Annotated in this window: 15 protein-coding genes; 10 read left to right on the top strand and 5 right to left on the bottom strand. The window is 53.5% G+C overall.

Annotation, left to right across the window (positions count from 1 at the left end):
• Nucleotides 1-21: 21 nt before the first annotated feature.
• Together HY011_24470 and HY011_24465 are read right to left on the bottom strand one after the other, a co-directional pair.
• On the bottom strand, nt 22-1,038 hold the full coding sequence (locus tag HY011_24470) for a ThiF family adenylyltransferase (protein ID MBI3426097.1): 1,017 nt from the start codon (nt 1,036-1,038) through the stop codon (nt 22-24).
• Between the two features lie 78 nt (nt 1,039-1,116).
• Nucleotides 1,117-1,776 carry a hypothetical protein gene (locus HY011_24465; GenBank protein MBI3426096.1) on the bottom strand — a complete coding sequence of 220 codons (660 nt, stop codon included), beginning with the start codon at nt 1,774-1,776 and terminating at the stop codon, nt 1,117-1,119.
• Between the two features lie 240 nt (nt 1,777-2,016).
• Between HY011_24465 and cax the strand changes: the two genes are divergently transcribed.
• Nucleotides 2,017-3,162, top strand: a complete 1,146-nt coding sequence (gene cax / locus HY011_24460; protein MBI3426095.1) for a calcium/proton exchanger — start codon at nt 2,017-2,019, stop codon at nt 3,160-3,162.
• A 69-nt stretch (nt 3,163-3,231) separates the two neighbouring features.
• On the opposite strand, the gene HY011_24455 is transcribed toward cax, so the two are convergent.
• Entirely contained in the window at nt 3,232-3,897 is a 666-nt protein-coding gene (locus tag HY011_24455) for a hypothetical protein (protein ID MBI3426094.1), read from the bottom strand.
• 876 nt (nt 3,898-4,773) lie between these two features.
• On the opposite strand from HY011_24455, the gene HY011_24450 reads away from it, so the two are divergent.
• The 7 genes from HY011_24450 to HY011_24420 all read left to right on the top strand — a co-directional run bounded on the left by HY011_24450 (nt 4,774) and on the right by HY011_24420 (nt 16,795).
• On the top strand, nt 4,774-5,937 hold the full coding sequence (locus HY011_24450; protein ID MBI3426093.1) for a DUF1343 domain-containing protein: 1,164 nt from the start codon (nt 4,774-4,776) through the stop codon (nt 5,935-5,937).
• Nucleotides 5,938-5,947: 10 nt separating this feature from the next.
• The gene (locus tag HY011_24445; protein ID MBI3426092.1) at nt 5,948-6,529 is read left to right on the top strand and encodes a TraR/DksA C4-type zinc finger protein; all 582 of its coding nucleotides are present in this window, start codon (nt 5,948-5,950) and stop codon (nt 6,527-6,529) included.
• Nucleotides 6,530-6,570: 41 nt separating this feature from the next.
• Complete coding sequence (locus HY011_24440) at nt 6,571-7,518, top strand: cation transporter (protein ID MBI3426091.1); 948 nt, start codon at nt 6,571-6,573, stop codon at nt 7,516-7,518.
• Nucleotides 7,519-7,706: 188 nt separating this feature from the next.
• Nucleotides 7,707-9,863 (top strand): S1 RNA-binding domain-containing protein, encoded by a 2,157-nt coding sequence (locus HY011_24435; GenBank protein ID MBI3426090.1) that lies wholly within the window; start codon nt 7,707-7,709, stop codon nt 9,861-9,863.
• 3 nt (nt 9,864-9,866) lie between these two features.
• Nucleotides 9,867-10,058, top strand: a complete 192-nt coding sequence (locus HY011_24430; GenBank protein MBI3426089.1) for a hypothetical protein — start codon at nt 9,867-9,869, stop codon at nt 10,056-10,058.
• On the top strand, nt 10,055-14,641 hold the full coding sequence (locus tag HY011_24425; protein MBI3426088.1) for a GAF domain-containing protein: 4,587 nt from the start codon (nt 10,055-10,057) through the stop codon (nt 14,639-14,641). The genes HY011_24430 and HY011_24425 overlap by 4 nt, the downstream gene beginning before the upstream one ends.
• A 12-nt stretch (nt 14,642-14,653) precedes the next feature.
• Entirely contained in the window at nt 14,654-16,795 is a 2,142-nt protein-coding gene (locus HY011_24420; protein ID MBI3426087.1) for a TIR domain-containing protein, read from the top strand.
• 56 nt (nt 16,796-16,851) lie between these two features.
• On the opposite strand, the gene HY011_24415 is transcribed toward HY011_24420, so the two are convergent.
• On the bottom strand, nt 16,852-17,316 hold the full coding sequence (locus HY011_24415; GenBank protein MBI3426086.1) for a hypothetical protein: 465 nt from the start codon (nt 17,314-17,316) through the stop codon (nt 16,852-16,854).
• Between the two features lie 63 nt (nt 17,317-17,379).
• Between HY011_24415 and HY011_24410 the strand changes: the two genes are divergently transcribed.
• On the top strand, nt 17,380-18,207 hold the full coding sequence (locus tag HY011_24410) for a winged helix-turn-helix domain-containing protein (protein ID MBI3426085.1): 828 nt from the start codon (nt 17,380-17,382) through the stop codon (nt 18,205-18,207).
• A gap of 103 nt (nt 18,208-18,310) precedes the next feature.
• Here HY011_24410 and HY011_24405 read toward each other — a convergent pair whose 3' ends face one another.
• A complete protein-coding gene (locus HY011_24405) occupies nt 18,311-18,553 on the bottom strand; it encodes a hypothetical protein (protein MBI3426084.1) in 243 nt (80 codons plus the stop codon).
• A gap of 323 nt (nt 18,554-18,876) precedes the next feature.
• Between HY011_24405 and HY011_24400 the strand changes: the two genes are divergently transcribed.
• Nucleotides 18,877-19,200, top strand: a complete 324-nt coding sequence (locus tag HY011_24400) for a hypothetical protein (protein MBI3426083.1) — start codon at nt 18,877-18,879, stop codon at nt 19,198-19,200.
• Nucleotides 19,201-19,285 lie beyond the last annotated feature (85 nt).

Below are 19,285 nucleotides of genomic sequence, written 5' to 3'. Positions count from 1 at the left end.
TGTGCTCGACGCCGCGAAGAATCAAGCACCGATATAACGCGCATACAACGAGCGCGCCACATTCACATCATCCGTCCCTTTGATGACGCTGCGCGCGTCGGGGAAGACCGTGATTTCGTGCGTGCCCGCTTTGAATTTCAGCAGGTAGCGGTTGAGTTGCACTTCGCCCGCGTCGCGCAGTTGGCTGGCGAGTTCGGCGAGATCAAGCTGATGCGGCGCGGCGGGGGTGATCTGCACGGCATTGCGTCCGCACAATGTCGTAGCCAATTGGCCGCCGTGCGCCGTGAGAAATTCGTAGCGCCCTTGCGCACAGGTCGGGCAATCGGGCGTTCGTTCGCGCAGCCTCAGTTTGGTGAACGAGTTTTGCCAGAGGTCGAATTGAATCAACGCGCCGTGCAGTTTGTCGAATTGGCCGGTCAGCAGCTTGAGCGTTTCGGTGACTTGGTACGACGCGACGACGGCGATGATGGGCAGGATGACGCCCGCCGTGTCGCAAGTCGGCGATGTGCCTGGCGGCGGCATTTCGGCAAAGACGCAGCGCAGACAGGGCGTCAGGCCGGGCCGAATCGTCATCTGCAAGCCGTGCGCGCTGACGGCCGCACCATAGACCCAGGGCTTGTTCAGCTTGACCGCCGCGTCGTTGAGCAAATAGCGCACTTCAAAATTGTCCGAGCCGTCGAGCACGACATCGGCATCGCCGATCAACGCTTCGACGTTGGCGTAATTGACATCTTTGACGACCGGTTCGACTGTGATGGCGGAATTGATCTGGGCGAGGCGATTGGCGGCGGCGACGGCTTTGGGCAGCGCGTTGGCGGCGTCGCTCTCATCATACAAAACCTGGCGATGCAGGTTCGAGGCTTCGATGAAATCGCGGTCAATCAGGCGCAAATGGCCTACGCCCGCGCGCGCCAGCATCTCGGCGTGCATTGCGCCGAGCGCGCCGCAACCAATCAAGACGACGCAGGCGTTGCTCAGCTTTTCCTGTCCTGCCTTGCCGATGCCAGGGAAGAGGATTTGGCGGGAATATCTACTCATTGCGGATTGCAGATTGCGGATTGCGGATTTGCGATTGCCTTTCAATCCGCAATCCGCAATCCGCAATCTGCAATCACGTTACTTGGTGGTTTTGATCAGAATTTCGGTGCCGGGTTCGAGTTTGACCTTGTTGCTGCCTTGGATGTAGGTCGAGCCTGCGCCGACGCCCGCGCCAATAGCCGCGCCGATGGCCGCGCCTTTGCCGCCACCCGCGATGGCACCGATGACTGCGCCCGCTGCCGCGCCGCCGCCGGTGCGTTTGACGGTGGTCGAGGTCTTGCTGCCGCTTTGCACGTTGCCTTCTTCGTCAACCTTCTTGGCGGAATCTTCGCCGTAAACTTTGACGATCTGGGCCGCGATGGTGCGGCTGGTGCCGTTGCTGAAACTGATTGTGTCAAACGCCAGCACGAGCGAAGTGCGGCCTTTCATCTTGCCGGACTGGTCAATTTTGGCGATGTGCCCGGCGACGGTGGCGTCGGCGTATTTGCTGGGTGTCAGCACTACTGCGTTAAACTTGTCGCCATCCCTGGAATTCTTGGTGTCAATTTCGCTGTTGAGGCGAATCTTCATCTCTGTGCCAACCGGAATGACAGGCGCCGAGACTTTGGCGGGCGCGGCTTTGGTAACTTTGGGCCGCGCTTTGGTGGTGCGGCGTTGCGCCGACGCGGCAGGGGCAAGTGTGGTCAACATGCCGAGCAACAAGGCCAGCAATGTCAGACGTGAATTTTGTGTACGCATGATTTCTCCTCCGTGGTGATGGAATGAGTTGATGGGGAAGAATGCTATGGGAACGCATCGGAAGCTTAACAAACCTGTCTTTGAAAGCAAACTGGCGGATTTGCCAAGTTGCGCGCGCTCTCTATAATCGGCAGCGTTCTCGCAACAACTGATTCGCAATGAAAGGAAGATTGTTGGAGTTGAGACGCGCTTGCCCCAACTGGCAAGACGTGACTCAGCCGGAAACCGAAACATCGAGCTATGCTGAAAAATCTCCTGGCCGTGGAAAACCTGTTGAACCTGCTCTTGGTCTTTGTGCCAATCGCCGCCGTGCTGGAACTGACGCATGCCAATCCGATTGCCATCTTTGCGACAGCCGCGCTGGCGATTATCCCGCTGGCCGGATTGATGGGCCGCGCCACTGAGCATCTGGCTGAAAAGCTGGGCGAAGGTGTGGGCGGTTTGCTCAACGCCACGTTTGGGAATGCGGCGGAGTTGATAATCGCGCTGATGGCTTTGCGCGCTGGCCTGTTCGATGTCGTGAAAGCCTCGGTCACGGGCTCGATCATCGGCAATTTATTGTTGGTATTGGGGCTGAGTATTCTGGCAGGAGGTCTGAGATTCCCGCAGCAGAAATTCAATACGACAGCGGCCCAACTGGGTTCGACGATGATGGCCTTATCCGCCATCGGCTTGATGTTACCGGCGGTGTTTCATTTGATCGTGCGCAATAATGTCTTGGCCAAAGAGCAAAATCTCAGTTTGGAAATCGCCATCGTGCTGTTTATCACCTATGTGCTGAGCCTGGTTTTTTCACTTAAAACACATTCGCACCTTTATGTGGGCGAATTGCAGGACGAAGAGGAGCAAGCCATCGGCACGCACGGCTGGAGCCAAAGGCGGTCAGTGGTGACCTTGCTGCTCGCCACGGTGTTGGTGGCCGTGATGAGCGAATTTCTGGTGGGCGCGGTCGAAGCCGCCTCAAAATCGCTGGGCCTGACAGAAATTTTCGTCGGTGTGATTTTGGTCGCTATTATCGGCAATGCGGCTGAACATTCGACGGCGGTTTTGATGGCGCTGAAAAACAAGATGGATTTGGCGCTCAACATCGCCATCGGTTCCAGCATGCAAGTGGCGTTGTTTGTTGCGCCGGTGCTGATCTTTGCTAGCTACGCCTTTGGCCGACCGATGAATTTGCATTTTACCGCGCTGGAAGTCGTGGCGATTGCCGCCTCGGTGGCGGTGTTGGCGTTGATCGTGCAGGATGGCGAATCAAACTGGATGGAAGGTGTTTTACTGTTGGCCGTGTATATCATCCTGGGACTGACCTTTTACTTTTTGCCTGCCGCCGGGGCGGGGGCATTAAGCGTAGGTGCCTCTACCGCAGCCCCTGTTCCCAGTCATTGACGATTTTGGGCGAATGAGACGCGGCAAAAGGCGGCAACTCTGCATCAGAGTTGCCGCCTTTTTGCATACTCAGGGTTGTTTGAGGCGCGCCAGGTTGCCGGTCTTTTCCCGTATTTGCTTGCTGGCAACCAATTCGCGCCAGACCACGGATTCCAGTCTTTCGGCTGCCGCTTCCAGCACTTTCAACATGGCATCGCGATGGTTGAGCCGGTGTTTGAGTTCAACGGTAAGCTGCTCAGTGGGTTTCAGCGAGCGATGATGCAGCAACAATTCATTGGTCTTTTCAACCATCTCTTCAACGCGGCCTGTCTTCTCCAACGAAGTCAGGATGTCGGCAGCGTGCGCCATCTCGTGGCCCAACACTTCGGCATAGCGTTCCTCCCGGCTTAATTGGTCGAAAGGGATAAACCCCGTTGAGCGCCATGATTTAGTCTCGATGTAGGCCAAATCAATGTTGGTCAGGTTGAGTTCGATGACGCCGACGTGGCGTTCGCCCCGGGCGTCAAATTTCTCAATGCTGAAATGCCCAGCCGTGGAAGTCACGCCGATGTTTGACTTGACGAAAACGATGTAAACGGCGTGACCACTGGCCTCGATCCACTCCCACAATCCGCGCAACGTTGGATGAAGCGGACGACCCTCCTGTTCGGCAAAGACCAAGCGTTCGATGGCATTCCAGCGTTGCAGGTCTTTGGGCGAAAGACGCTCGGTAATAATGCCAGTAGGTGATTTCACCAGTGCGGCATTCGTTGAGATACATGAATTTTGAATGGGAGCTGAAACTGATTCCTGCGCAATTGCGTTGGCGCACAAACACCCGACCAGAACCAGCGGTGCAATTCCCAGCAACTTGCGACACCGCATACGGCCTCCTATTGGGATGCTCTTTATTTATGGAAAGAGGGGCACTGCATCAACTCTGCGCCTCGGCTGACTTCGGACGCAATCAATCATTCATTCGAGACAGGCGGATTATATGCAAGTCGCTTGAAACCTGTTAGGAGAATTTGATGGTTGGCTGAAATATCTTAATAGTTGGCTGAAAGAAGGGCGCAAAAGGAGAATGGCTCGACAGCGCCTCACACACTGTCGAGCCATATAGATGCGATCCTCACACACAATAGAAACTTAAGCTGGCGGCGATCTCAATCAAATATCCTCACTATATTCAACGAGCACCGTTCGCTTGTGCACTGTAAACGCCGCGTCCTAAGGAATGTTCCAAGAAGTTCTGGAAATTTTTGCCGCAATTTTTGGGGTGCGGTAAAAACAAACTGACAGTGCCTTTGAGCAAGCGTTGAAATGATCAACCTTGAAGCAGGAAATCGTGCGCTAAAAACTCGAAGAGCCTGGTAACCGCCTCACTCAGTTACCAGGCTCATATTGCGAACTTCTTTTGGAAGGAATTTGGTGATCTTTAGGTACCGTCAGCAGCCTCACTCTGCTTTCGATGATGACCACCGGAATTGCATCCATACACGCCGCTCCCAAGAAAAAGTTCCAGGCCGTGGCAGAAAATTTTGGCAGGAATAGCTGTCCTCGTCGCAACAGCGAAAGAATTGACAGCCTTTGGCGCATTGCCGATACTCAAGCGCCATGTCTAAACACCAAATTGAACTCGGATTGGAACGCTTGTTGACGGAAAAAGCCGCGCTTGTAAAGGACGCCCGGGTCGGCCTGATCTGCAACCCGGCGACAGTGGATCACCACTTCAAACACGCGGCAGACCTCTTTCACGCCCATCCCGACATCAACCTGACGGCCTTGTTCGGCCCGCAACACGGCATTCGCGGCGAGACGCAGGACAACATGATCGAATGGCAAAGCTTCCGCGATCCGCGCACCGGCGTGATGGCCTATTCGCTTTACGGCGAAACGCGCCAGCCCTCCGAGCAGATGTTGCAGGACGTGGATGTCTTGGTCTTTGACGTGCAGGATGTCGGCACGCGCGTTTACACCTTCATTTATACAATGGCGCTGGCGATGCAGGCGGCGCGCCAATTCGGCAAACGCTTCATCGTGCTTGACCGCCCTAATCCAATCGGCGGTGTAGGCATCGAAGGCGGTTTGCTCGAACCCGGCCACGAATCCTTTGTCGGCATGTATCCGCTGCCGATGCGCCACGGGATGACGGTGGCCGAATTAGCCAAGCTTTTCAATGAGGCTTTTGGCATTGGTTGCGAACTCGAAGTTGTCTCCATGCAGGGCTGGCAGCGCGACTTTTACCTGGATGAAACCGACGCGCCCTGGGTCATCCCCTCGCCTAATATGCCGACCGTAGACACCGCCGTCGTTTACCCAGGCATGGTTTATGTCGAAGGCGCCAAGATCAGCGAAGGCCGCGGCACGACCCGCCCATTTGAATTGCTTGGCGTCCCCTACGCCAATGCGCACGAATTGGCGACGGCGCTCAACCAGCTTGAATTACCCGGCGTTTACTTTCGCCCGCACTGCTTCCAGCCGACGTTTCAAAAACACGCGGGCCGCCTCTGTCACGGCGTGCAACCGCACGTGCTGAATCGCGCGGCCTTCAAGCCGGTCATCAGCGGCATAGCGCTGATCAAACTGGTGCACGACCTTTATCCGAATGGGTTTGAATGGCAGCCGCCGCCGTATGAATACGTCTTTGACCGCGCTCCCTTCGATGTTATCGCGGGCACGTTCGAGTTGCGCGAACAGATCGAACGCGGCGATTCGGTCGAGGCGATTGCCGCTTCCTGGCGTGCCGATGAACAGGCTTTTGCTGAACAACGTGCGCCCTATTTGCTGTATTGAGAGAGTCGCGATGAAAACCCTGGCGGAATACCTGAGCGAAGCCGAGCACAATCACGGTCACATGTGTCCGGGACAGGTGCTCGGCGTGCGGATGGCGATATTGGGCTGCCGCCAGATCGGCATCGAAGAACCCAAAGTTGGCAAACGCCTGATCGTTTTCGTAGAGATTGACCGCTGCGCCGCCGATGCGATCAACACCGTCACCGGCTGCCGCCTGGGCAAACGTACACTCAAGTATCGCGACTTCGGCAAACTGGCCGCGACCTTTCTCAATACCGAAACAGGCGAGGCCATTCGCGTCATTGCACTGGAATCCTCGCGCGAACTTGCCAAAGAATGTTTCGCCCATTTGCCGACAAAAAAAGCCCAACAACTCGAAGCCTATCAAACGCTGCCCGATGAACGGCTTTTCAAAGTCGAACACGTCCGCGTCACCTTGCCTGAAGCCGACCGCCCCGGCCATCCGACCAGCCGCGTGTTGTGCGCGCAATGTGGCGAAGGCGTCAACGATCAGCGCGAAATCTTGCGCGCTGGCCAAACGCTCTGCCGCGCTTGTGCGGGCGAACGCTATTACGAAGTTTTGCCGGACTAAGCCGCTATCCACCACCCGCGTCTTGCGCTAACATCCGTCCAATGATTGCACCCGCGCACCAACACGAGCACGCCCACCCTCACGATCACGCCCACGGTCACGCCCACGGCCACGGCGCGCCGCAACGCACGCTGCTGATCGTATTGGCGCTGACTTTCGTCTATATGCTGGCCGAAGTGGCGGGCGGATATTGGGCCAACAGCCTCGCGCTACTTTCTGACGCCGGGCATATGTTCACCGACGTCGCCGCACTGGCCCTCTCATTCCTGGCTGTGCGCTTTGCCTCGCGCCCCGCCACGCCGAATAAAACCTACGGCTTTTACCGCCTGGAAATCTTGGCCGCGCTGGCGAATGGTGTCGCTTTGATCGTGCTCTCGCTGCTGATTTGCGTCGAGGCCTACGAACGATTGCAAAAGCCCGAAGCCGTCAATGCCTGGGCGCTGATTGGCGTTTCATTGGGCGGATTGCTGGTCAATCTGATTTCGGCCAAGCTGCTCTCGCACAACCACGACGACAACTTGAATGTGCGCGGCGCGTTCCTGCACGTCCTTGGCGACTTACTGGGTTCGGTCGCCGCCGTGCTAGCTGGTGTCATGATCGTCTGGCGCGGCTGGTACTGGGCCGATCCGGTCTTTAGCGTCATCATCAGTTTGCTCATCATTTTCAGCGCCATCCGTCTGGTGCGCGAATCGGTCAACGTTTTGCTCGAAGGCGCGCCCTCGCACCTCAATCCCAAAACGATTGAACAGGCCATGCTGGCTGTCCCCGGCGTGCAAGCCGTCCACGATTTGCACATCTGGACGCTCACCTCCAGCCGCCACATCATCACCGCCCACGTCGTCGTCGGCGATTGCCGCCAGAGCACGCGCATCCTGGGCGAATTGCGCAAGTTGCTGGCGCAAGAATTCGCGCTCGACCACGCCACATTGCAACTGGAAGAACCCGCGCAACTCGTGCGCATCGAACCGAGGGGCAATCAATCGTCATAGCTGGTTGCCCGGCACAAAACAGAGCTTTAGCCAGACCACATTCTCCAATCTCGCGCATTGACGGTTTCGTTGCTGGAATGTCGGCTTCCTGACAGGTAGGCGCTAATAGCGCGTACTAGGATACGGCTTCCCACGTGATTCCATGCAATATGAATCATTACGCGCGGACTGTTGGCTAAGGAGCATGTTTGGACGCAGAGACAGCTATCATCACCGATCTCAACCGGCGCTATCCGAAAGGCGCACAATTGACAGCGCAGGTTCAGGTACTCACCGATTTTGGGGCCATCGTAAGATTACCCAATGATATGGCGGGCATCATTCGCAGCCGCGAGCTTTCCTGGGCGCAAGACCAACCCGAGCCTGCCGCCCTGTTGTCAGTGGGCCAGGAAGTCAAAGTGTTAGTCCTGGGTGTAGATCGTGTGCGGCCTCATCCGCGCCTGGAACTCAGCCTGCGGCAAGCTGAGCGCGATCCTTGGGCTGACATTTACCGGCGTTATCAAGTCGGGCAAGTTCTGCGTCGCAAAATCGTTAGCCTTGCGCGGGCCGGGGCCTTTGTGGAGTTGGAGCCGGCCATAACCGGCCTTGTCCCGTTGCAGGAAGTAAGCCAAGCCCCGCCCGAACGAATTGAAGATGTCTTGTGGGTTGGCGACACCGTCCAAGCTGTGGTCACTCACATTGATCCCGCCGCGCGTCAATTGCGCTTGAGCCTCAGGCAGCATTTGGCCGAGCTTGAGCGCAAGCCCTCCGGCTTCCCGCTCGGTGATTTGTTGAACCAGGAGCAGCGACAACTCCTCTTAAACTGGTTTCAAGAGCGGCGCGCGGGTGCACAAAGCGAAGCGGTCGAAATAGACGCCTGGGCGGAGTTGGCCGCCAGATTCCCACGGATTTTATTGGTGGATGACGACCCCAGCATTCGGCATTCACTGCAACGGCTGCTGAATCGGCTGGGGCATCAAGTTGAAACTTGCGATAATGCTGAACGGGCCATCGCCCTCTGCGCCGAGCGAGCTTTCGACCTGCTCTTGCTGGATCACGAACTCGGCACGGGCAAACTCAACGGGACAGAGGCTGCGCAACGTTTGACCCGCGCACATCCCAAGCTGCCGGTCGTGATCGTCACCGGGATCAACTGGCTGGCCCAGCATTACAACGTCAAAACCGAAGCGCGCGCGGCGGGCGCACGCGGCGCGCTCATCAAGCCCGTAGAATTCGCGCGGCTCCATCATACGTTGACCGAACTGGCCGCAGGCCGGGAAGATTGGGATGAGACCCCGATGCCCGATTTGCCGGGAATCGAGGCGGGGCGGCTTGGCGAAATGACCTTGGCGAGCGAAGATTTGCTCCGCTCGCTCAACGAAAAACTCAGCGAATTGCAGCGCATCACAAAAGCGGAATCCTGTGTGCTCTTCCATATGAACCTGTCCACACGCCAGGTAAGCGTCTTCGCGCACACCGGCGCGCGGCTGTCCAACTACGACGGATCGAAATACACCCTGCAAGCGACCCCCATCGAACAGGTGATTCACGAAGGCCAGACCGTTTACGAATCTGACACCACCCGCAACCCGCAAAAGTTTAAGCATCTGGACATTGTCAATTTCGCCTCCTGCATCGGCCTGCCGGTCAAAGGCTTCGGGCAACGCGAATACGGCCTCTTTCTGTTCCATTCGCGCAAAGGGCATTTCACTACTGAATGCCTCAGAAAAGCTGAAACCGCCGCCGAACTAATGGCCGCACTCATGGCCCGCAAAGAGGCCGAGCGGGTGATCCAACAGATGCAGCCGTCCGTCTTTGCCGGCCAACTCGGCTCGCATCTGGTGCACGAACTGAATAACCGGTTGAGCAGTATTCTCAATGACACGCAAACACTCGCCTTTGATTACAACGCCATCGAACAGCGTTCTTCAGGCGCCGCCGCACTGCCACAGAGCGACGCGCAAGGCCGATTAAGCGAAATGCAAACCTGCATCCGCAGCCTGCAAGAAAACGGACGTGCCATGCACAAGATCATGCGGCTTTACCTCGGCATGGTCAGCCCCGAAAGCCGTGAAGCGGTCAACCTCAACGAAGTGATCCACCGGGCCGTCAGCATCCTGACGCCGATTGCGGAAGGTTACAGCGTGCGTGTCGTCACTGATACCGACAACAATCTCCCCACTACCTATGCCGTAGGCGTGCGTGTGGAGCAGGTGCTTGTCAATGTCGCGCTCAACGCCATTCAGCATACTCAACTTGCCAGAGGTAGCGGGGAGGTGCTCATCCAGAGCCGCTTCGCCAGCCAAGACAGCCGCCTGCCCTTACAACTGCGCGTGACCGACACCGGCCCCGGCATTCATCAGTAGCATCTGGAATGCATCTTCGAGCTGGGTTTCTCGACCCGGAGTGAAGGGAATGGCTTCGGTCTTTTCATCACGCGCGGGCTGGTCGAATCCATGGGTGGCAGAATCAGCGTGGAAGAAAGCGTGATGACGGTTGGCACAATCTTTCTCATCGAGTTACCGCTCGTCTTACCCAGTATGGAAGGAGCCACAGTATGACTAATCCGATCCGCATCCTGTTTGTTGACAATCAAGTTGATGCGCGCGAGTGGCTGGCCGAAAAACTTCGCCGCACTTACCAATTTGCAGTTGATTGCGCGGGCGATGGTGACGAAGCGTTGGCCTGCGTGGCGGCTGCACAGGGTGATTATGACGTCGCGCTGATAGATATGCGGCTTGGGCCGGGGCGGGATGGAATTGAGGTGATGAAGAGTATTCAATCATCTCACCCCGGTGTCGAGGTAATTATTATTACTGGCTTTGGAGATGTGGATGATGGTTTGCGGGCGATGCGGGAGGGGGCTTGCAATTACGTCCTCAAACCATTGCGTGATGAAGAACTGATTGTATACATCCGCGCTGCGGCAGAGCGGCGGAGGTTGAAGGCCGTTGAGCGAGAGCGCGACTTGCTGGAAAAGATTCTGGATGTGAGCCAGGCCGCTACGCGGAGTCTCAACCCTGAGGAAATTGCCCGGCAGATTTGTGAGCGCACGGCCAAACTAATTCCGAATCTTGATCTTTTGCATATCTCTATCTATGACGAGCCCCGTGACGAGTTTCGTTTCCTCTGGGTGTTTGGTAGCCGGAAAGAAGGAATTAAATTGGAGCCGCGCCCTTTGAGCGATAAACAACAATGGGGATTAACGGGGCACATCATCAAAAACGGATCGCAGTTTCACAATGATTTAGATGCAGCCGAAAGACAGTCGCTGATTCAGCGAATCAATTTGATATATCCGCCAAGTCGGGCATTGATTGGAATCCAGCTTATCAGCGGTGGCCGGGTTATTGGTGCAATTTGCGCGCAGAGCGACCAGCAAGATGCCTTTACCCAAGATCACTATGAATTGCTACAAACTGTCGCTAGTCATATTGCCCTGGCTGTTGAGAATGCCCTCTTCCATGAACAACAAGAGCAGAGTTTGAGAATTCTCTCCCATCTCTATGAAACGCTTACCGCTACTCGCCAAGAAGACAACCTTGATCGGGTGCTTAACATAGTTGTGGACGATCTTTACAAGTTACTTGAACTGGACACATGTACGATTGGTTTTTTTGATGATCGTTTGCAAACCCTGAGCTTTGATATAGAACGTGGCTTGGGGAAGAGAGTAGAGAAGTCATTGGCAGATTTACCGAAAGCAATACGTGATGGGGTTTTCAATGCCAATGAACCAATCATCTTTGATGACCTGGCGCAACACTCAGGGTTGAGTCGAGCCTTGGTGCGAAAGGATCTCAAGTTCTTTGCAATTCTCCCATTGCGAAGTAATAGGAAGTTACACGGGATTGTCACTCTTGGCAGTAAGAATCAAGTCGTGCTCGCTAAAGAGCAATGGAGGTTACTGCAAGTGCTGGCGGATCAGGTAGCCATTGCAGTTGAGAAAGAGAGGCTGCAACAAGAAGAGAAGGCCTTAGTGTTGCAGTTATATGAACTCAATCAAATGGCTGCTGAAATGGCTGAGTTCAACGACTACAAAAATTTATGCCGTTTTGTGGCTGAGCGTGCGGCCAAGTTTCTCCACGCAGTTGGCGGGGCCGTTTACCTGTTAACCAAAGATGGCGAACAAGTCGAAGTGGCTGGTGTGACGGGTATCCTGGCGTTTGAGGAAGGTAAGTTACTTCAGAGCCACAAAGGTTTATTGGGGGAAGTGTTACGTTTAGAACGCCGAGTGGCTGTTCCCAATTATTGGGAATGGGAGCAACGATTGACAGTTTTGGACGACCTCCATCTTACGGCAGTTGTAGGTGTGCCTATCATTTCCGGCTCTCGGTTATTAGGTGTCTTAGTTGTGCATGATCGGCAAGAAGGACGTGAATTCAATGGGGTAGAGCAAGGACTTCTTGTGCGCGTTGGTAAGTTAGCTGGGGCAGAAATAGAGAAGACACGAATTTCGCATGGGATATCTAGCTTGGCTGAAATCTCAGATTTCAAAGAATTTTTGCATGCTGTGGCCGATCGTGCTGCTGGGTTTCTTCGCGCAACTAGCGGAGCTGTTTATTTGTTGGTTGATGAGGATGAAACGCAATTGGAAGTAGCTGCTACTGATGTAAGTTCGAGAGCAATGGAGGGCAAACGATTGAGCCGTTATGAGGGCTTGGTTGGAGAGGTTTTAACCAGCTTGGAACCATTTACCGTTTCCAATTACAGTGAATGGCAAAATCGGCTGCCAGATTTCGAGGATTATCAACTTCAGGCTGTTGTTGGTGTGCCAATTGTTTCTGGTTCTAATGTGCTGGGGGTTTTAGTCATACATGACGCCAGCGATGGTCGAACATTTACGACGTCGGATTCAGAACTGCTTGCTCGCATAGGCAGGCTGGCAGGTGCTGAGATTGAAAAGGCCCGGATTTTGAAAAAGAACGAGCAGCTTTTACAAGAGCGCGACGCTACGGGCGAGATGGCGCAGACGCTCGTCTCAGTGCTGAAGTATGATCAGTTGCTTGATACCATCCTAGAAAACCTCCGCCAGCGGTTCGGGTATACGACTTGCGCTGTGCTCTTAGAAAATCAACGCACGAACGAGTTGTATATTGAGCGCGCTAACCAATATCCAGAGGATGTCATCCGTACTCGTAGGATTAAAATCAACGATGAAACGGCTGGAGTGACTGCATTAGTTGCCAGAACCGGCCAACCAAAAATCGTTCCAGATGTTAGTAAAGAGCCTCTCTATATCAAGAGCGCCGAAGGAAGCCGCTCCGAGATTGCGGCCCCGCTTATTTACCGTGACAAAACATTCGGCGTGCTAAACATTGAAAGCGCAAATTTGGATGCTTTCGATGATCGCGATCTCCGCATTCTTACTCAGACGGCTGCGGCAATTGCGATTGCGATTAAAAACGCTCAGCTTTACGATCAGGTCACCAAGAAAACTACAGCTCTACGCCGGAAAACTAGAGCTTTACGCCGTTTGCAAGAGGTTTCGAGGGTCGTCAATTCGACTTTGGTGCTTGATGATGTCCTCGAAAAAGTGTTGGTTCAATTGCAGAAGCTATTACCTTATGATTCGGCTTCGATTCAACTCAAAGTTGGCGATGTGTTTAAGGTTGTTGCGTGTGATGGATTCGAAGGCGAGGCCAAGCGTGAAGTGATGCAGTTATCTTTCCCCATCAATCCGCAATTCCCAGATTTTGATATCGTAAATACACAAATGCCCTTGTTTATTCCTGATGTTTTACGGTCGAGTTATTCTCATTTTTGGCAGCAGGCGGAAGAATATCATACTGAACACATACGTACTTGGCTTGGTGTTCCGCTTCTGTACGGCAAAGTGCTGATTGGTTTGCTTGCGGTTGATAGTAAACAGCTAGATGCTTATAACAAGGAGCAACAAAACCTGTGCATAGCTTTCGCTAACGAAGTTGTCTCTGCTATAGCCAATGCCATGGCGTACAAAAATGCCCAAAGCTTGAATCTGTTAGGCAATGTTCAAGACATCAAGCAACGCTTCGATTTGGAAGCTACGCTGAAGAGGGTTGTTGATGGAGCAGTAGATAAGAATGGGGGCATTGGATCAGATATTGCAATCATTTACCCCTATAACCCAAACACTGGAGTTATTGATGAACAGCCTGTCTACGCAGGATTTCTTCGGGAGCCTGAGAAAATTTGGATTAGCCCAAATCTCTCGGCATCTGCTATCTACAGGGTTCTTAACTTGCGACGACTTCACTCAGCGGATGATGTGTTAGGGGATGATGTACTTGATCATGGTTTTGTGCGGCGTGAAGGCATTGCCTCGGCGGCCGGCGTCCCTTTGCTAGTTGGCGACGAGCCAGTTGGAGTAATGTTCGTCAATTTTTTATCGCGCCATGTGTTTACTCAGTCAGAATTGACTTGGATGAATATCTTCGCTCAACAAGCGGGGATTGCCATTCAAACCGCTCGCCAGTTTGAGCGGTTTGAATCGGCCAGCGATGCCGCCGTTTCTCTTGCTGCGATGTCAGCTTGGGCACACGATGCGGCAAACGAGACTTATAGTCTTCGAGCAGACGCCCAAAGCTTGAAACTTCTTGCTTGCGCCTCCAATCTCAGCCCAAAAGTTACGGAAATTGTCGAACGCATCAAGCAGACGGCTGAAAAGGTTGCTACCTTGATTCCAGGCATGCCTACTGACTCTACCGAAAAACAACCGATTGTGCTGGCGCACATTTTGCGGGATGCAAGGAAACGCCGTGAAAGTGATCTGCAACAGAAACACATAGAGATCGCTATTCAACTGGATAGCATGCCGCCTGTGTTCGCCAACGAAGAGCTTTTGCAGAAGGTCGCCGATCATTTGATTCAAAATGCGATCAAGGCTATGCCGAAAGGTGGGCAACTTTCATTTTCGGGCTATGTCGCTGCAGCGCGTGCCTACATCAAGGTCGCAGATACCGGGAGTGGAATTCCTGTTGAGATTCAAGAGCAACTCTTCATTCGCCGTGTGCCCAGCGCTCATCAGGCTGGCAGCGGGATGGGCCTATTGCTCACTCGTATCTACCTGTTCGCTTGCGGCGGTGACATTAGGTTGCATCACTCAGATGCTAGCGGTACTACTTTCATCTTTCATTTGCCGCTAGCCGATATCGCCAACTGAGGGGAGACTGATATGTGTGAACCAGTAGTTTTAATTATTGATAATAAGCCCAATGTTCTTGCCTCTAACAGAGATTACCTGGAAGCCCAAGGTTATATGGTACTAACTGCTGAAAACGAAGAACAGGCTGAGAGGTATTGTGAGGAAGAGGTTATTCATGTGGCTGTAATTGATATTCGACTCCGAGATGACAGCGACGAGAGTGATGACAGCGGCTTGCGGCTTGCCAAAAGGCTCGATCATTCAATTATCAAGATTATTCTCACAGGGCAACCATTCCCCAATCCAGAAGCAGCAGAGAAGGCTATTTGCGAGATGCTTGAGCCAAACGAACGGGGTGACTCGCTAGCGGTGCGTTTTGTCCGTAAGGGCGATGGCCCGGAGAAAGTTCTGGATGCGATTCAACAGGCTTTTCAAACGCGCCTTGGTTTTGGTTCCCATCCTGAGATAACTCGCGAAAAGGGATTCTCCTGGTCAACTTTGGTTGATCAGTTAAAGATGTTTCGGAACCGCGAAGGTGAAGCCAAGCAGAAAGCAGAGCGTGTCCTGAGAGATTTGACTTGTCGCCTCTTTTCTAAGGCCAGCAAAGTCAATTTCTTGCGTGCAATTCCTGGGCATGGGCATTGTACAGTCGCTTTAGCTCAGCAGGATCGAAACAACGTTCCAGGCACAAGCTTTGCAGTCAAGTTCGGCCCGCGAGAGAGTATCAGCCTAGAACAATTGAACTATCAGGAATTTGTAGAACCACACGTAGAGCGCCGCGCAAGACTGGAACTTGGTCCGGTTTGGTCACGTGAGATGGGGGCCATTGCTTATTCATTTGTTGGCAAGGAGGCTCCTTCGGTAAGGGCTTTTCTCGATTACTACAATGATGAGATAGTGAGCGTTGAGCAAATCAAGAAGGTGGTTAGCTATCTTTTTCAAGTGAGTTGCAAAAACTGGTATGGCGGCAAGCGGAGGCTCGCAAAAAATGAGCGAGAGCCATTAGATCGTTTGTATCGTGGCTATCTCAACCTTTTAGATGAGCCGCATGTGGCCGAATTAAAAAATCAATTCGGCCAGCTAGCGCAGCAGCAAACACTAGGCAATTCATCGATGTTTTTACTAAAGGATGGCCACTTACAGGTTCAAATCGCCGACAGGCAACAAATTATACTTCCCAACCCTGTTTTGTTTGCTCTGGAAGAGCATAGTAGCAAGGCTAGGCGCGATTTCTTCCCTCCGCCTGCTCAGGTTGCTATTACGCACGGCGATTTACACAGTGGCAACATCGTGGTTGGCGATGCAGAACGTATCTGGTTGATAGATTTTTATAAGACAGGCTGGGGGCATATTCTGCGTGATTTCGCTGAACTGGAGAGCGACATCAAATTTACTTTACTGCAATCTAACAGCCTACGAGAGCGTTACGATCTTGAGGAAGCGTTGCTCACGCCGAAATCATTGCGGGAGCCGATTGTAGGGTTGCTCAAACATCCCACACCAGTGCAAACCCGCGCACTCGAGACCATTCAGCATTTGCGCTCACTGGCCTGCCAACTCACCGATGTCGAGAAAGTGCATGAATATCACATCGCCCTGCTCTTCTTAGCACTCAAACGGATGATAGGTTTCACTTCAGCCGATAGCGCGAAACCCTCTGAAAGTATTGCGCAATACCACGCGCTCCTTTCAGCAGCGATGATCTGCGAACGGCTACAGACCGCCGCGCGTAAGGCGAATTCACCTTCTGAAGCGAAAAAGAAAATCTTTCTTAGCTACGCCAGTGAAGACAGGGATAAAGTTGATAGGTTGTATCAACAACTATCAGATGCAGGGCATGAGCCTTGGATAGATCATAAGGAGCTTGTTGGGGGAGAGGATTGGAATGGCAGTATTAAACTGGCGATTGAAAACTCTGCGATTTTCATTTCATGTCTTTCAAAAAACTCGGTTGGAAAACGCGGCTTTTTTCAACGAGAGGCCAATCAAGCGGTCGACAAAGTTCAAGAGATGTTGCCGCGCGACATCTTCATCATTCCTGTTATGTTGGAAGAATGTGATTTGCCAGAGCGTTTAGCGAAGTATCATGCCATCCAGCTCTATCAGGAGGATGGCTGGCCGCAACTTTTGAAGGCCATTGCGGAGTCGAAAAGACGTCGGCAACAACAATAACAAGGTCAGGTATGTTCAACGTAAACACACAAGCCGCCAATCTGAAAACGCATCCGCTAACTTACCGCCAACCGCTGGTCGAACAGGTCGTCCGGTGTGTGCGTGCGGGTGATTCCTGTTCGCTGATTGGTGTTAGCGGTATGGCCAAGAGCAATTTGTTTCGCCATTTGCTGACGCCGGCTGTGCGGCAACACTATTTGAGCGATGCCTTGCAGCGCTACCTTTTCCTTGCCGCAGATTCGCACGCGTTGTCTGAGTTGTCCGAGCGCGCCGCGTATGAATTGCTCTCCGAACGGCTCTTGGTTGAGTGTGAGCAGCAGGTGATTGAGCAGGATGTTATTGATTACGTGGCTGGTATTACGCAGTTCATTCAGCAATCCGCTGACGCGGCAGCCTGCCGGCGTGTTTTTGGGCACGCGGTAAGCGCGGTGCTTGGCTCCGATCCCGACCTGCATTTGGTTTGCCTCTTCGATCAATTCGATGAAGCCTATCAGACGTTCAATCCGCACTTCTTCGTTCATCTGCGTGCGCTGCGCGATGAGCACAAATATCGTGTCTCGTATCTGGTGTTCACGCGTGAAGAGTTGCCGCAGTTGCGTTTAGGGGCGGAACACGAGGAATTTTATGAACTGTTCTCGGCGAATGTTATGGGGCTTGGCCCTTATGAGAGAGAGGATGCGCTCGGCTTACTTCAGCGTGTCGCGGGACGTTATGGCGTAGGCTTGCCGGTGGAAACAAGCGAGCGTTTGATTGGCTTGACTGGCGGGCATCCGGGTTTGTTGAAGGCGGCTTGTTTGGCTCTGGTGAAAGGCCAAGTGAGCTTGCCGGAAAGCGATGAACAGGCGCTTGCCGGACTGCTTCAAGTAGACGATGTGCGCACGGAATGCGGCAAGCTCTGGGATGGCCTGGGCGAGGATGAGCGTACTGTCTTGCGTGACCTCGTTATTAAGCGGAAGGCTGCCCCCGGCAACGCCGAAGCGGGCAGGCGGTTGCGGCTCAAACATTTGGTTAAAGAGGAAAATCAAATAACCCGCCCGTTCGGCGTCCTGTTCACCGAATATATTGCAGCGCAGAAAGCCAGCGCCGCTCACTCGACCAAAACTCAAGCCGGCCCAATTCGGATTGATACGGCGGGCGAAGTTTGGGTGGGCGGGCAACAAATGGTTCCGCCTCTGACGAGGAAAGAGTTGCTGCTGTTGGAGTATCTTTGTTTAGAGCCTGGCCGCCTACGTACCAAGGATGAAATTGTTGCCGTGGTCTACCCTGACGAATATCAACGCGGCAACAGTCCCACCGATGACGCGCTGCACGCTATGATCAAACGTTTGCGAATACGGTTAGAGCAAAGCGGATTGCCCAGCAACTGCATCACCACTTTGCGGGGGAAAGGGTACCGGTTAGAGATCGGGTGAAAGCCCGCGCTTTCCCCAGAGTAAACGCGGGTAGTGGCTATGGTTACACCGCTAAGCCGTCCCACTCGATTTAGCCACTACCCAGTTTGTTGTTAGCGGGGAGTTACCTGGCAGAGTTACTCAGAATTACAAACCCTGCCATCAATACACCCAACACCATCAATACAAGAATCATCATTTCTCCGGCAGCACCGTGGATGTTATCCGTAGAAATGTTTCGCTTGTTGATTTTCACCGTGTTAAAGAGCCCTTGCTTGTACAAGATGCAGTCATTACGTTCCTGAAAGCGATCGCAATGATCTTCGAAGCGTTGCCCATCAACGGTCTTGATTTTTCTTTGTGCCATTGCTCCTCCTCTTTCTGTTTACTGTCAAGTATGGGTTTAGCCGCATTTCATCGAATTGAAAGCGGCGTTGAGTTGCTACACTGTTCTAGCGGCAAGTGTATTTTGCTGCGGCTTTAGGAATACAGCCGGTCATTCATCTGACAAATTGCCGCCGTTTTGCCTGGGAAACCGTGCAGACAAAACACTCGCAATTGGCAAAATGAGTTGTCTGTTGGCCTGTCGCACGTTGAAGTGTGGGGCCACAACGGTTCAACCTCGCGAGCTGTGTTACCCTCGGCGCCGCTTGAGGTTCAATTCACGCAACTCACAAACCGGAGAACCCGATGAGACGCAATCTAACCGCGTGTCTTTTGCTCGTTAGTTTCCTGCCGTTTTTCGCGCCGCTGAGCGCCGATCTGATTTTGCTTAACGGCAAAATCTGGACGGGTAACGCGCAGCAGCCCGAAGCCGAAGCCATCGCCTGTCTCGGCAATCACATCGTCGCCGTCGGCACGACCGCGCAAATCCGCAAGCTGGCTGGGGCGAACACGCGCGTCATTGATTTGAAAGGCAAGCGCGTTGTGCCCGGCTTCAACGACGCGCACGTACATTTTTGGCTCATGTGTAGTCAGTTTGCATCGCCAGGGGTAAGCTTAGGGAATGATTGACTTTCCCCTTAACGATCTCCTAGATGCCGAAGCCTGCACGTTGTGGTTGGCGCAGCAGCTTCATCCGCACGGCTTGTGCTGTCCG

This window comes from Acidobacteriota bacterium (genome assembly GCA_016196035.1).
GTDB lineage: Bacteria > Acidobacteriota > Blastocatellia > RBC074 > RBC074 > JACPYM01.
The sequence above is the reverse complement of the archived record's forward strand: the minus strand, read 5'-3'. Positions and strand labels throughout refer to the sequence as shown.

What these genes read in the sequence shown, in the direction of transcription:
- HY011_24470 (MBI3426097.1), bottom strand. Translation starts at nt 1,038, where the DNA reads ATGAGTAGATATTCCCGCCAAATCCTCTTCCCTGGCATCGGCAAGGCA.
- HY011_24465 (MBI3426096.1), bottom strand. Translation starts at nt 1,776, where the DNA reads ATGCGTACACAAAATTCACGTCTGACATTGCTGGCCTTGTTGCTCGGC.
- cax (MBI3426095.1), top strand. Translation starts at nt 2,017, where the DNA reads ATGCTGAAAAATCTCCTGGCCGTGGAAAACCTGTTGAACCTGCTCTTG.
- HY011_24445 (MBI3426092.1), top strand. Translation starts at nt 5,948, where the DNA reads ATGAAAACCCTGGCGGAATACCTGAGCGAAGCCGAGCACAATCACGGT.
- HY011_24440 (MBI3426091.1), top strand. Translation starts at nt 6,571, where the DNA reads ATGATTGCACCCGCGCACCAACACGAGCACGCCCACCCTCACGATCAC.
- HY011_24425 (MBI3426088.1), top strand. Translation starts at nt 10,055, where the DNA reads ATGACTAATCCGATCCGCATCCTGTTTGTTGACAATCAAGTTGATGCG.
- HY011_24420 (MBI3426087.1), top strand. Translation starts at nt 14,654, where the DNA reads ATGTGTGAACCAGTAGTTTTAATTATTGATAATAAGCCCAATGTTCTT.
- HY011_24415 (MBI3426086.1), bottom strand. Translation starts at nt 17,316, where the DNA reads ATGAACGAAGAAGTGCGGATTGAACGTCTGATAGGCTTCATCGAATTG.
- HY011_24405 (MBI3426084.1), bottom strand. Translation starts at nt 18,553, where the DNA reads ATGGCACAAAGAAAAATCAAGACCGTTGATGGGCAACGCTTCGAAGAT.
- HY011_24400 (MBI3426083.1), top strand. Translation starts at nt 18,877, where the DNA reads ATGAGACGCAATCTAACCGCGTGTCTTTTGCTCGTTAGTTTCCTGCCG.